This is a genomic window from Nostoc sp. JL34 (assembly GCF_017114945.1).
Taxonomy (GTDB): Bacteria; Cyanobacteriota; Cyanobacteriia; order Cyanobacteriales; family Nostocaceae; genus Nostoc.
The window spans coordinates 97,323-110,966 of record NZ_JABXKQ010000044.1 but is presented as its reverse complement, the minus strand read 5'-3'; the positions used below and the strand labels follow the sequence as shown (position 1 = coordinate 110,966).

Below are 13,644 nucleotides of genomic sequence, written 5' to 3'. Positions count from 1 at the left end.
CTTATCTCCTCTGTGTTCTCTGCGCCTCTGCGGTTAGTTTAAACCTGCCACACTCTTGGTATACAATTACCACGATTCAAAAAAGAAACTCGCAGCAACTGCCAAACATCAATAAACCAGTTTCTCACCTCAGACGTAGAAGCACCGCGATATCGACACAATAATCCATGTTGCAATCGGCTAACACCCGCTTCTCCTTGCCCATCCCATAAATTTCGCGTTTTTTCGACAATTTCTGCTGAAACTGCACCACCAACCCAAACTAAACTACCTAATATTGGTTTTCCAGCCAAGCCGTGGGGACTGTGAAAAATTTCTTCGCTACCCCGTAACCATTGCTGATCAATCCATAGAGGAATACCTTCTCGCCAAATTTCTGTGTGCGATCGCCATTCTCCCTGTAAGAATTTTTCTCCTCTAGCACTGCGACCAAATCGGGTAATTTCCCAGCCTAAAAAGCTAGCCCCGGTTGCTAATTCTACCCGTAAATCTTGCCGATAAATCGCGTCGTTAAATAAAATTGTCTCTTGCGGCAACCACTCTAAGCAAGCACCAGCATCAACTTGCATTTGGATGGTTTGTCTAGCTTGTAAGCCATTGCTGCGGTATATCTTGCTTGCAGCAGCTGTAGTGATTAAGGCTTGGGTTTGGGGTTGGAGATGGATGTTAGAGGATAAGTGATCGCCTCCTACCATTCCCCCAGCTGTATGTAAAATTACGCTATGACAAACTTTTTCCCCTTCTGGATAGAATGGGCGTTGTACCTTCAAGGGCGCTTGTTGGTGATTATAAATTAATTGAGTTTTACCTTGGCGATCGGCATAAACTAAATTAAGTTTGCCATGCCAACCTTCTGCTATTTGCGGATTGCAGGTCATTTATAAATTCAAGATTAAAGTTCACATACCTTATATTTATTTAATATATTCTCTGCTACTTTCCCTGCCATTTCTCATGATTTTTTCGCCAATATTACATAATCATCTAATGTATAGTGTAAGTGATGCTTCTGACCAAAATACTGTTGGAGTATTGGACTCATATACAGTTGTTTTGCTAATTTTTCTCGAGCAAACTTACCAAATTCAACACCAGACAAAGGTATTCTTGAATCTGTTGAGGTTAGATATTTATACCAAACCAACTCTAAACCCAATTCTGTCATAAATTTTAGCACTACATTTTTTTCCTCTTCTTGATTTTCAACTTGGTGAACATCGGAAATTTTAAATAATTTTTTATCTTGCACAATCAGCAGAACATAACCTGAATTTTTTAAGCTAGTGGTAAATATTTGCTTGTAAGTATTATTAGCTTCAACCCTTTTGCCTGGATCTGCAAAGAAGCAGTGGGAAATTACGATAAAGTCGAAAAAGTCTTTGGGTAGATTATTCGATTGAGTTTTCCAATTAAAAATATCAGTAGTAACAAAGCGGAAATAAGCATTAACCGTGGTTAAGCGCGACTCTATATATCGTCGCCAAAACTGAAGCCCACGAAACTGGAAAGCATCTTGTTTTTCTAAAGAGTAGTAGGATATATGCATTTGTGGGATATGAAAAAAACCGCTACTACTTTGGAGAAATAAAGCTAAACCATAAGCAACTGTTCCTGGCCCTGCTGCAATATCAAGGATATTAACCTTACTTGGTAGTAAAGCATCCTGGTAAATGAGAAACCAAGCTAAATATATGCAATATACATTGTCTAAAAAATACTTTATAAAGTAGACATGAGGAGTTAGACTAAAATGGTAGTCTGGGTCTTGTCCAATTTTTAAGTTATTAATATCCTCAAGAGCGTCTTCTAGCTTAATAAATAATTGTTTTTCAGGAATTTTACTAAATTCTTCTTTGAGATATTCAACTAGTTTTGATTCAAAATCATCAAATATCCGTTCATCAATACTAGTAAATTGCAATTTATATTCATCGTGCTGTATTAAATTAAAAGCTTTATAGATATATTTAACAAACTCCTCATCCAGCATTAATATCAGATTATCTTTTTGCTGCGATACTTCTGTTAGTTGTTTACTTAAAGTTTCTGTTTGTCGTTTATATTCTTGGGAATAACGTTCAAGTTGAAGTTTATCCCTAAATAGTTTTTCTAACCATGAGAATCTTGCACCTGACTTTTGAATCTCTTGCAATAATTGGGTTGCACGTCGGATATCCCCGCGTTTTAAAGATAATTTTAACTGCTGACTTCGCCACCAATTTTTGATAGGATTATTCATAACCAAATCCCTCTTTACCTTCCATAATTTCTACACCTGGAAGCCGAGAAACTAACTTTTCCTTAAATTTAATATAGTTTAATTTCTCATCCTCATACCACCAAGAGTATTTTTGCTTAATTTCTTCAGCTTCTTGGCGAGTTGATGCTATAAGAGAACGACTATGGCTAGCATGAAAAGCTTGAATTACAATCCTATCGGCGATGGCTAGTTTGTCAATAAAAGCAGCTTCATCAGTTGCTAAAGTAGGAAGTAGAGGGGTAATAGTGATAGAAATTTTAGGAAGAAAACCTTTGAAGTAATCAATACTTTGTTTTATTTTAGTGATAGCATTTAGTCTAGCTTTAATACTGGGCGATCGCGGTTCAAAATCCTTTCTCACTAATTCGCTCCCAGTGGGAATGCTCATATTAATTCGCAATCGCTTAAATCGTTGTAAATAATCAATATCTCTAACAATAATTGGGCTACGAGTTTGAATCACCAAGGTTGGAGTTGGATAACCGTCAATCCCCATATCTAGCATTACCTCCAACAAGCGACGAGTCAATTGATGTTTAGACTCAAGTGGTTGATAAGGATCGGTAACGCTACTCATGTATATACTAGGAGGAGTCTGGGGATTTTTTACATACCATTTTTTTAATTCTTTCGCTAAAATATCAGCAGAATTTTCCTTAAAAATTACCCATTTACCCCAATCTTGGCGCATTTGAGCATTAGGAGTAAATGCAGCAGCATAGCAATAACTACAACCGTATTGACATCCCCTGTAAGGATTTAGAGTAAAATCATAATTACCAATAAAACCAGTAGCTTTTGTTAAGAGTGATTTAGCACTTTGGGCATAAACATTGACATCGCCAAATTTTTCTCGGACTAATTTGGTAGGAATGCATTCGCAATAACCTTCATATTTTGGTTGTGCCATGTGAATCCTGATATTTATTGAGAGTGAATTAACGCACTCTACTTTTTATGATTCCCATTTTGATTTTTAAATTACTTCCCCAAGGTGTACGCTAGTGCGATAGCTCATATAGACAAAACCACTCTCATCACGAAAGCGCTGATATAATTCTTCAAAATTATCAATAAGCTGTTCGTATGCCAAGCCTTCACGCGGTAGGTAAGAAACACTCATTGATCGTCCAATAAGTCCTGTTAAATCTAACTGTTGTCTATAAGTAAAATTATATTCACGGATGTCAATAAAATAGGGAGTTACTAATAGTGGATCTACGGACTGCATTCTAGATTCTGCTGGATGATTATTAGATGCTTCGCGGACTATGCGGCTATATTCTGTAGTGAATGCATCTTCTCGATCGCGGTTATTCCACACCACAGCCAAGCGTCCTGATGGTTTTAAAATGCGCTGAAATTCCAATAAAGTTGGTTCGGGATTGAACCAGTGGAAAGCTTGAAAACAGGTAACTAAATCAACTGAATTATCAGGTAGTTGAGTAAATTCTGCTATTCCATCACGAAACTCTATCAAAGGATGTGGTTTAGCAGCTTCTCGCATCGCCGCGTTTGGTTCTATGCCTATGACATTAACCCCCCGTTCAGCTAACAATTTTGAAGCAATTCCTGTACCTGCACCAATATCTGCTGCTACGAGTTGTGAATTTTCACCTAATCCTTCCAAGATAATATTAATTGCATCTGCGGGATAACTTGGTCGATATTTTACATAATCCTCTGCTCTTTCAGAAAATCGGTTGAGTGGGTTTAGGGTATGTAAGGGCGTTGTTTCAGGATTAATTTGGCTCATGGGTTTTTATGTAAAAGTAAAAATGAACCTGTTAGTTGGGAATATTTTCAGGGAAACATAGAGATGTAGCCTATGAAATGCGTCAATCTACCAGAAATTATGACAGCTAAAGTGATAAGCATTTGCAACCTCAAGGGTGGAGTTGGCAAAACTACCATCGTGATGGCATTAGCGGAATATTTAGCCGGCGATACCATGTACAAAAAGCGTGTACTTGCTATTGACCTCGATCCTCAAAGTAATTTGACTAGTGCTTTAATGTCAGAAGAGGTTTGGGAAAAGGAATTTAACAATAGAGGATTGACATTGCCTTTCTTATTTAAAAATCCTGAATATTTTTTAGACAGTGCGAAAAATGAGAAGTTTATAGCTAAAGAAAACATTTCAAATATGAGAAATAGAAATTCTTTTTCTCACCTACATCTGATACCCAGCAGTCCAAGGTTATTTGAATTCCAGGAAGATTTACCAGCAGGCTATTATTCTTTAAACTTAAAACCTGTTGAGCTTCTTCGTACAATCCTCAAACCATTATTGAATAATTATGACTATATTTTAATAGACTGCGCCCCCAATATTAACACAATAGTTAAAAGTGCATTTCTAGCTAGCCATGCTTGTATAATCCCTTGTGTCCCAAATCGAATGTCCATTCATGGATTAGATTTATTACTTGAACACATAGAAAAGTTTAATAGAGATTATGTACATAACTTAAAAGCAGTTGGGACATTAATTTCTCGTTATAACCGAACTATAGCCCAAAGTGAAAATCTAAACTCTATTATTGTTAACCCTTTCTATCCACCAGTTTTTGAAACCAAAATTTTAGAAAGAGCAAAAATTGCCGAAGGGTTAGAACTGAATAATTATTTGACATATAAACAAAAATATGATGATTCTCATGAATCTATGGTGAAATTAACTAAAGAATTTATACAGAGAGTAGGTAGATAATGGAAGCATCACAAATTGCAGATTTATTAAGAGCGATCGCAGAAGTTGTAGAATCTGATCCCAAACTTGCCAAGGCTGTAGAAAAATGTTTAATTAACAGTTTAAACGCTGACAAAAGTAAAAACTTGTCCGAAGCAACACCAAAACAATCAGATACTAGTAAAACTCTCGAAAATGGCGATCTTATCCTAACTGAATGTCGGCAAATTTTACGCGAACAGGGTGAAGAACAACTGAGGCTTTACTTAACTGAGCTAAGAGAACAGGTTAGAGAATTATTGAAACACGGTCAACTTGACCCGAAACGCTCTATGCGCCGCCGGAAGGATTTGAATATTATTATTGAGCATATTATTCAAAAATTGCAAGCTCAAGATAAAAGCGGTAAACTACTTGCAGCCTCAATCTCTAAAATATGATGCAGCTTTATTAATTCCTCTATTGCTGTTCTAACCAAACTACCAAATCAGCAATTTCGGAAAAATCAAGCAGTTCCTCTCCCAAATTTTCTAACTGTTCAGCAGATAAATTCCGAACCTGCTCAACTAATGATCCATCAAGATCGCCAAAGCGCCGTTTAAGCTGACGACTTATCAATTTAAAGGCTTTTTTCTGAACGATATCTTGATAAATTACAGACTCTTTCATAATATCCTCCCACAAAAATTGACTTAACCAAATCCTTATCAAACCGCAAACCTGCCAGAATTTCTACACAACCCGCATATTTTGTCGCTCCTCCCTATCTGAAAGCGGCTTGTTCAACGACTTATGCTAGTAACATTTGCGGCGATTCACTTTGCATCTGCTAAAGGTAATAGCGTCGGATTAACTAAAAATAGTGTTAAATGTTGCTACCAGACACGAAGCACGCTAAGGAAATTATTTGAGTTTATAAAAATTAAAAAAGCGGCAAATTTTTGAGAAAAGTAGCTGCTTTTACAAATAAAAAATAGTAATAAATCAGTTATTTTAATGTATAAAAATTGCACAAAAATAAGGTATTAATATCCAATAATCTTGCCCAATGTTGGATAGATATGTCTAACAATCGTATTCTTCTTTCCACTTCGGGATGTATATAGGGGCTTATTGACAATTGCTGTCTAAACTTACTTGTAATAGATGTTAATTCACAAGCATCAGCAGATATTAAAAAAACAAGCTGATCTTTTATATATGAACTTAGGCTTTTATCATTATCAACTGCATCACTACAATCTTCTAGTCTTTGAGCAATATTTTTCCTAGCATAACTTGCTTGTGTTTCTAAGATGTAATTCATGGTGAATGTCATTAAATATTTATATTATAACTGTTATTTTTATACTGTTCATTCCTTAGCAGAATATTTGTACTACTATTTTTGCGCCCTTTATATCCTAGTTTCCGGCAACAGCTTCATCAAAGACAGTTCAAACAAAAAAACAGCCACCTCCATAAAGGAAGCAGCTGTTCTCACAAATTATGTAACTACAAAGTATTAGTAATCGAAGTCACCGCCGCCAGCACCAGCGCCAGCAGGAGCGCCATCTTTAGGCTCAGGCTTGTCAACTATAATACATTCGGTTGTCAACACCATACCAGCGATAGAAGCAGCGTTTTGCAGAGCAGAACGAGTCACTTTCGCAGGGTCAACAATACCAGCCGCTAACAAATCGACGAATTCGTTTGTTGCAGCATTGTAGCCAACGTTGAATTCTTTCTCTTTCACGCGTTCAGCAATCACAGCACCATTCTGACCGGCGTTTTCAGCAATCCGCTTCAGAGGTGCAGGTAAGGCACGAACGACAATCAACGCACCAATCAACTCTTCATCCTTAAGATTGCTCTTCGCCCAAACTTCCAATTCAGGAGCAAGGTGAGCCAGAGTTGTACCACCACCAGGAACGATACCTTCTTCCACAGCAGCTTTGGTAGCGTTGATAGCGTCTTCTAGGCGCAACTTCTTGTCTTTCATTTCGGTTTCGGTTGCTGCACCAACTTTCACTACAGCAACACCACCAGAGAGTTTAGCAAGACGCTCTTGTAATTTCTCTTTGTCGTAAGAAGATTCGGTTTCATCGATTTGACGACGAATCTGTTCTACACGAGCCTTAACAGCAGCTTCGTTACCTTCGGCAACAATTGTGGTGCTGTCCTTGGTGATGGTGATCCGGCGAGCTTTACCCAGGCTATCTAGCTTGGTGTTATCTAGCTTCAAACCAGCATCTTCGGTAATTAGTTGACCACCAGTTAAAACAGCGATGTCTTCTAGTAGTGCTTTGCGGCGATCGCCAAAGCCAGGAGCCTTAACAGCAGCCACGTTGAGTACACCGCGTAAACGGTTTACTACCAAGGTTGCCAAAGCTTCTTTTTCAATATCTTCGGCGATAATCACCAAAGGACGACCAGCACGAGCTACTTGCTCTAATACTGGTACGAGGTCTTGTACCAAAGCGATTTTCTTATCGGTCAGCAGTATGAAAGGCTCATCAAAAACCGCTTCCATCCGCTCAGGGTCAGTAGCGAAATAAGGAGAGATGTAGCCTTTGTCAAAGCGCATCCCTTCAGTGATTTCCAACTCGGTGAACATAGATTTCCCTTCTTCTAGGGAAATTACGCCTTCCTTACCCACCTTGTCCATTGCTTGGGCAATCATCTGACCAACTTCTTCGTCATTACCAGCCGAGATCGCACCAACTTGGGCAATGGCTTTGGAATCTTCCACTGGACGGGCGTGTTCTTTGATTTTGTCTACCAAAAAGGCAGTAGCTTTATCAATACCACGCTTCAGGGAAATTGCGTTAGCACCAGCTGCAACGTTCCGCAAGCCTTCTTTGACGATCGCATGAGCTAAAACGGTAGCAGTTGTGGTGCCATCGCCCGCAGCATCATTGGTCTTAGAAGCAGCTTGACGAATCAAAGCTACACCAGTGTTTTCAATATGGTCTTCTAATTCGATTTCTTTAGCGATCGTTACACCGTCATTGACGATTTGCGGTGCGCCAAATTTCTTTTCTAGAACTACGTTACGACCTTTGGGGCCAAGGGTAACAGCTACAGCCTCAGCCAGGATGTCAATGCCTCGTTCCAAGGCGCGACGGGCGTTTTCGTTGTAGATAATGCGCTTTGCCATAGGTGTCTAAATTCCGGGAGTAAGTCAATTTTTTTCTTGAATTGGGTATTGGGTAGTGGGCATCGGGCATTGTCTTTGACGTTCCCTATTGCTTATTCCCCACTCCCCACTAGATAACAACTGCTAAAATATCTTTTTCAGAAAGCAGTACATATTCTTCAGTGCCGAGCTTGATGTCAGTACCAGCGTACTTAGAGTACAGCACCTTATCGCCGACTTTAATTTCCAATTCCTGACGGTTTCCATCGTCATTACGCTTGCCAGGACCAAGGGCGACTACTTCCCCTACTTGGGGCTTTTCCTTGGCGGTATCGGGCAAATACAGACCACCTGCGGTCTTTTCCTCAGAGGCGCTCACTTTTACGAAAACGCGATCGCCTAAAGGTTTAACTGTAGAAACGCTTAGAGATAAAGCTGCCATAATTATTTTCTCCAGTTTAGCACTCTCAACTCCTGAGTGCTAATCTACCGAAAAGTGGCGTCCAATGGCAAGAATCTCTTTAGTACGGGTTCCCGAACTAGAGGGTCATAGATGTACTTAAGTATAAATGCTTAATTATTTCTACCTTGCGGGTTTTGTTCCGTAAGTTACGAAGAGAGTAGGGAGTAGGGAAGTATGAGAATTCTTCTCCACTCCCCAGTCAACTTTATTTGCAAAGCTTGCAAATTGTTATAGAACTGTAATCAGGGAGCCACTCGATAAGTAACAATACAGTGACAGCGATCCAGTCCAGCTATCAAATCCCCAAAACTACTAAGTCTCTGGAACATAAGACCCTGAGTAATTGTGTAGAAAGTTTAGGACTGGCAAAAATTCAGCGACACATTTTTATTTGCGCTGACCAGGCAATTGCTGCTCAAAACGAGCTAGTCTGGAATTCTGGGATTACTTAAAAAAAGCGACTTAAAGAGTTAAAACTCAATAAAACGCAAGAAAGTCATCCTATTTGTGTCTATAAAATTAAAGCCAACTGCTTGCGTGTTTCTTGTTCTAGACCGATAATGGTGGTTTACCCTGATGGTGTCTGGTATCGCCAAGCAAACCCGGAAGTTACCCTGCGGATCATCCGAGAACACTGAATAGGCAATAAGGTGGTAGAAGAATATGCGTTTTCAACCCATCCTTTGCCAGAAACTTCCCTAGTTTCTTGTGAACACCTCATAGAGGCTTAACAACCAAAGGATATGGTATAGCAGTAAGCTTTAAGAAAGTGCGGGTTGGTTTTGAGGTAGGGTCATCTTTAAGCCAATACTTACTTGTGAGTCCGAAAGATTATTATTTAATCAGTGTTTTTTACCCCGCCCCTTTCAAAGCGATATATAATAGCGCATTATAGATACTACTGCTATACGTATCCTTGCTGGACTTTTGCTATCGAGCTACTAGTCTATTGAAAGTGCTCGGCATTTTTGAGACTTCGAGACAGTAAAGGCAAGTTAAGTAGGAAAAAGGACAACATCTCGAATAACCCACCATAGAGGATAAATATTCAAGACTTTGATGGACCGAAGCGCGACAAGTGCCACTGCTATGAAAGAGCCCAGCATGAAAGATCACAAACGACTTCTATTGATTGATGATGACCCTAACCTCATCTTGCTGGTGAAGGATTACTTGGAATTCCGGGGATATGAAGTCATCACCGCTGAAAATGGACGTGAAGCTCTGGAAATTTTAGAGCAAGATGTTCCAGACATGATCATCTGCGATGTGATGATGCCGGAAATGGACGGATATACTTTTGTGGAACAAGTCCGGCAAAACGAACGCACCAGCTGGATTCCGGTTCTTTTCCTTTCAGCTAAGGGACAAAGTGCAGACCGAGTTAAGGGTCTGAATAAAGGTGCTGATGTTTATATGGTCAAGCCTTTTGAGCCAGAAGAACTCGTAGCGCAAGTTGAATCCTCGCTGAAACAAACTATCCGTTGGAAAGAACACCAAGCAAAAGGAGGCGAAAACGGTTCCCGTATCCAGGTTCCCTTCGATGTGCAATTAACCCCAACCGAACTGAAAGTAGTTCAGTTTGTCGCTAGGGGTTTAGCTAACCGGGAAATTGCTGAAGAACTAAATGTTAGTCAGCGCACGGTTGAAAGCCATGTGTCCAATATGTTGGGCAAAACTAATCTCCACAACCGCACTGAACTAGCGCGGTGGGCGATTGAAAATCAAATGGCCTAAACTTAGTACCTAGTGCTGAGTGCTGAGTGCTGAGTGTTTTTGACTCAGCACTTATGACTCAGGACTCAGCACTCAATTTACCAACCATCTTCTTCAGGGCTGGATTGGTGCAAAACTTCTAAATCCAGTTCATCCAGGTAAGTCAAGGCACTCTCAATCTGGCAAACAGTACCTCGCAGTTCCAGATCGAAGCAGCTATATTGTGGCACGTTTGCACTTACCTCGGCATCAGCAATAATGACTGTGATACCGTAGTGAGAAACCAGTCGTGAAATGACTGGTTCCTCATGCAAGTCTTTAGGAATACGAACCTGAATGCGAGTTTGGGTGCGTCTATTATCTAAAATATCAGTATTAGATTTTACTTGTTTTTTTGGAATTGCCATTGTAGCTTCCTATTCGACTTCTTGGATGAGGGTTTGGCTTTGCACGACTTCTTTTAAGACTAGCGTCACTCATCCCATGTAGGCAAGCGGTAGCAAATGATTCATATATCATCATCAAGATTCGATGATATATAATTATGGATTCTTATAAACAAGTGCGATCGCATGTAAATGGATTATAAATTTATTTACTTATAAGTTAATCTTTGTTAAAAGATAAATAAATGTCTTGGAGAATAATCTCCGGTGAAGTCTTGACTCAAGTGGTGCTTTTATGATTAACAGGTAATGCTATTGGAATTTCGATTGCAAATTCCGTTCCATAAGCAAGTTCAGACTTTAGCCGAATATTGCCCTGATGTTTCTCAATAATTTGATGGCTAATTGCTAAACCTAGTCCCGTTCCTTTGTTGATAGATTTAGTTGTAAAGAAAGGCTCAAATATCTTGCTTTGAATCTCTGCATCTATTCCATCACCGTTATCTCTAAATGTAATTATGACTGTCTCCAATTCAGTTACTTCAGTCTGAATCACGATTTGCTTTTGGATCTGATTATCTAGCTCTAGTAAAGCATCAATGCCATTACTAAGGATATTCATGAATACTTGGTTTAGTTGTGCTGGATAACATTGAACTGGCGGGAGATTTCCATATTGTTTAATAATTTCAATTTTTGTTTGTAGTCGATGATTTAAAAGTAATAAAGTACTTTCAATACCTTCATGAATATTAACAGCTTTTTTTTCTGATTGATCGAGTCGAGAAAAGTTCCTTAGGGACAGCACAATGTCACGAATCCGATCAGTGCCTATCCTCATGGATGAAATAATTTTTGGTAAATCATCGATGATAAAATCAAGATTAAAATCTTCAAATTTTTCTTGAAATAAAGAATATAAATCTGAATGTTCTTGTTGATATAGTTGGATTAAATTTAAAAGACAGTTTACATGGTTATTAAGATGATTAAAATTACCGTGAATAAAATTAACAGGATTATTAATCTCGTGGGCTAAACCTGCAACCATCCGACCCAAGCTAGACATTTTCTCTGTCTGGATCAATTGAACTTGGGTAGTTTGTAATTCCCGTAAGGTATTTTCTAACTGTTGTGCTTGAAGTTGGGCAGTAGCAGTTGCAGTAGTGAGGGCTTTGAGGTTGTTGTATGCTTTGGAATGATAACGAATGCGGGCAATTAACTCAACCGCATCGGGTAACTTAATTAGGTAGTCATTTGCACCCTCAGCAAAAGAGTCGGCTTTTAACTTTGCTTCTTCTTTACTGGATAGCATGACGATAGGAATATCACGAGTTACTGGATGAGATCGAAACCAACGCAGTAACATTAATCCATCGATATCTGGCATGATCATATCCAAAAAGATCACCGTTGGTTCTATGGCGATCGCATCTTGAATAGCTTTAGCTGGATTACTTGTGTAGTGAAGGGAAATATCAGTTTCTGTCGCAACCATCCGACGGAAGGCTTCGCTGATAATTACCTGATCGTCAATTAGCAAAAGTCTGACTAGCAATATTTTGGTATTCAGAATAAATGGCATAGCTTGTGGGGTTTCTGGTTCACTCCACTTCAGTGATAATTTTTCTGTCTTTTGAGATATTTGTAAGAGTGCTGTTTCTTGCAGGTTCATTTAGCACCTCTAAATAGGTCTTTGTTTTCACGACTACAAACTAATAAGTTAAATATACTAGCTTGCAATTGTCGCAATTATATCTCAGTAAATCATTTTATTAGTGTTTTGAAATACTTCGTAAGGATGTTTTAAGTATTTGCATTAACACAAATACTTATATTCAAGTAATATAAGTATTGCCTATTCAATTAAGTATTTTCCCATAGTTGATGCGATCGCCTCAATTGGCAAAACCTCCACCGCAGCTTTTAATTCTACGGCTACTTTCGGTATACCATAAACAACGCAAGTTTTGCGGTCTTGAGCAATAGTATGCCAACCTGCTTCGCGCAATTGTTTTAAACCTTGAGCGCCATCTCCACCCATCCCCGTCAGCAACGCCCCAACCCCCTTTCCAGTCCAATTTTTAGCCACACTCTTGAAGAAAACATCAACTGATGGACGATAGGAAAAATGTAGTGGTTCTTTGGCATAGCCAAGGGTGAGGTCGGGACGCATTACTAAATGAAGATTTGTGCCAGCAAGCAGAACTTTACCAGGCTGTGGTGTAGAACCTGCGATCGCTAGTTGCACACGCATAGGAATTTGCTCATTTAACCAAGTGGCAAAACCTTGGACAAATTGGGCATCTATATGTTGAACAACTATTACAGCCGCAGGAAAGTCTTGGGGAAATTGAGAGAGAATAGTTTTCAATGCTTGGGGGCCACCAGTGGAAGCCCCGATAACAATTAGAGGTGGAAGTGATTTTGAGTGATGGACAGGCGGCGATCGCCGATATGAAGATTTGCCAATTAAACGGGTGATCGCGGCAATTTTATTTAGTAAGCCATCATCACCCAAGGCTGGCGTATTGATGGCATCCAAGGCTCCATAGCCCATTGCTTCAAAAACCTTGGCTGCATAGCGATTAACGCTAGCTGTTACCATCACAATCGCGCAGGGAGATTGGCTCATGATATGCCGTGTAGCTTCTACTCCATCCATGCTGGGCATTAGTACATCCATCAAAATCAAGTCGGGAGTATCAGCCGCACATTTGCTCACAGCTTCCGCACCATCGTAAGCAACCCACGCCAGCTTGTAACCTGGTACTTTTACCACAATACGCCGTAGTGCCTCTACAGCCATGAACATATCGTTAGCGATCGCAATTCTCACAAATATATGGCATTTCTCCAAAATAACGCGACAAATACAACAGATAGAAACCCAGATTAAATCTAGAACCAGCGCTTTCAAGGTGGTGAAATTTGGAACAAAAATTGGTAATTTCAACATTCAAAAAGCCCAAAATCTGAGCGGAGGATTCAAAATGGTAGCACTGAAAC

At 39.4% G+C, this 13,644-nt stretch carries 15 protein-coding genes; 4 read left to right on the top strand and 11 right to left on the bottom strand.

The genetic code is table 11. The annotated features are described in order from the left end of the window. Positions 1-38: 38 nt before the first annotated feature. The 4 genes from HWQ44_RS08685 to HWQ44_RS08670 form a co-directional block, all read right to left on the bottom strand. A complete protein-coding gene (locus HWQ44_RS08685; RefSeq protein ID WP_292717584.1) occupies positions 39-878 on the bottom strand; it encodes an urease accessory protein UreD in 840 nt (279 codons plus the stop codon). 74 nt (positions 879-952) lie between these two features. Beyond that, the gene (locus HWQ44_RS08680; protein WP_292717582.1) at positions 953-2,239 is read right to left on the bottom strand and encodes a photosystem II assembly protein; all 1,287 of its coding nucleotides are present in this window, start codon (positions 2,237-2,239) and stop codon (positions 953-955) included. Further along, the gene (locus HWQ44_RS08675; RefSeq protein ID WP_292717579.1) at positions 2,232-3,170 is read right to left on the bottom strand and encodes a radical SAM protein; all 939 of its coding nucleotides are present in this window, start codon (positions 3,168-3,170) and stop codon (positions 2,232-2,234) included. The genes HWQ44_RS08680 and HWQ44_RS08675 overlap by 8 nt, the downstream gene beginning before the upstream one ends. Positions 3,171-3,236: 66 nt before the next feature. Further along, positions 3,237-4,016 carry a class I SAM-dependent methyltransferase gene (locus tag HWQ44_RS08670; protein WP_292717576.1) on the bottom strand — a complete coding sequence of 260 codons (780 nt, stop codon included), beginning with the start codon at positions 4,014-4,016 and terminating at the stop codon, positions 3,237-3,239. Positions 4,017-4,115: 99 nt separating this feature from the next. Between HWQ44_RS08670 and HWQ44_RS08665 the strand changes: the two genes are divergently transcribed. Both HWQ44_RS08665 and HWQ44_RS08660 read left to right on the top strand, forming a co-directional pair. After that, complete coding sequence (locus tag HWQ44_RS08665; RefSeq protein ID WP_292717574.1) at positions 4,116-4,973, top strand: ParA family protein; 858 nt, start codon at positions 4,116-4,118, stop codon at positions 4,971-4,973. Further along, the gene (locus tag HWQ44_RS08660) at positions 4,973-5,392 is read left to right on the top strand and encodes a hypothetical protein (RefSeq protein ID WP_292717571.1); all 420 of its coding nucleotides are present in this window, start codon (positions 4,973-4,975) and stop codon (positions 5,390-5,392) included. The genes HWQ44_RS08665 and HWQ44_RS08660 overlap by 1 nt, the downstream gene beginning before the upstream one ends. Before the next feature lie 19 nt (positions 5,393-5,411). Here the strand turns inward: HWQ44_RS08660 and HWQ44_RS08655 are convergent, their stop codons facing one another. The 4 genes from HWQ44_RS08655 to groES all read right to left on the bottom strand — a co-directional run bounded on the left by HWQ44_RS08655 (position 5,412) and on the right by groES (position 8,512). Beyond that, the gene (locus HWQ44_RS08655) at positions 5,412-5,621 is read right to left on the bottom strand and encodes a DUF4351 domain-containing protein (RefSeq protein WP_292717568.1); all 210 of its coding nucleotides are present in this window, start codon (positions 5,619-5,621) and stop codon (positions 5,412-5,414) included. 319 nt (positions 5,622-5,940) lie between these two features. Next, on the bottom strand, positions 5,941-6,258 hold the full coding sequence (locus HWQ44_RS08650) for a hypothetical protein (RefSeq protein WP_292717565.1): 318 nt from the start codon (positions 6,256-6,258) through the stop codon (positions 5,941-5,943). A 198-nt stretch (positions 6,259-6,456) separates the two neighbouring features. Then, complete coding sequence (gene groL, locus HWQ44_RS08645) at positions 6,457-8,091, bottom strand: chaperonin GroEL (RefSeq protein WP_012407589.1); 1,635 nt, start codon at positions 8,089-8,091, stop codon at positions 6,457-6,459. 109 nt (positions 8,092-8,200) lie between these two features. Further along, complete coding sequence (gene groES / locus HWQ44_RS08640; protein ID WP_094348596.1) at positions 8,201-8,512, bottom strand: co-chaperone GroES; 312 nt, start codon at positions 8,510-8,512, stop codon at positions 8,201-8,203. A gap of 293 nt (positions 8,513-8,805) precedes the next feature. On the opposite strand from groES, the gene HWQ44_RS08635 reads away from it, so the two are divergent. Beyond that, a complete protein-coding gene (locus HWQ44_RS08635) occupies positions 8,806-8,985 on the top strand; it encodes a hypothetical protein (RefSeq protein WP_292717556.1) in 180 nt (59 codons plus the stop codon). 607 nt (positions 8,986-9,592) lie between these two features. Further along, positions 9,593-10,270: a response regulator transcription factor gene (locus HWQ44_RS08630; RefSeq protein WP_012407592.1), complete on the top strand. Its 678-nt coding sequence runs from the start codon at positions 9,593-9,595 to the stop codon at positions 10,268-10,270. A gap of 77 nt (positions 10,271-10,347) precedes the next feature. Here the strand turns inward: HWQ44_RS08630 and HWQ44_RS08625 are convergent, their stop codons facing one another. The 3 genes from HWQ44_RS08625 to HWQ44_RS08615 form a co-directional block, all read right to left on the bottom strand. Then, a complete protein-coding gene (locus HWQ44_RS08625) occupies positions 10,348-10,656 on the bottom strand; it encodes an NIL domain-containing protein (protein WP_292717553.1) in 309 nt (102 codons plus the stop codon). A 259-nt stretch (positions 10,657-10,915) separates the two neighbouring features. After that, positions 10,916-12,310: an ATP-binding protein gene (locus HWQ44_RS08620; RefSeq protein ID WP_292717550.1), complete on the bottom strand. Its 1,395-nt coding sequence runs from the start codon at positions 12,308-12,310 to the stop codon at positions 10,916-10,918. 183 nt (positions 12,311-12,493) lie between these two features. Further along, entirely contained in the window at positions 12,494-13,594 is a 1,101-nt protein-coding gene (locus HWQ44_RS08615; RefSeq protein ID WP_366931370.1) for a chemotaxis response regulator protein-glutamate methylesterase, read from the bottom strand. Between the last annotated feature and the right edge of the window lie 50 nt (positions 13,595-13,644).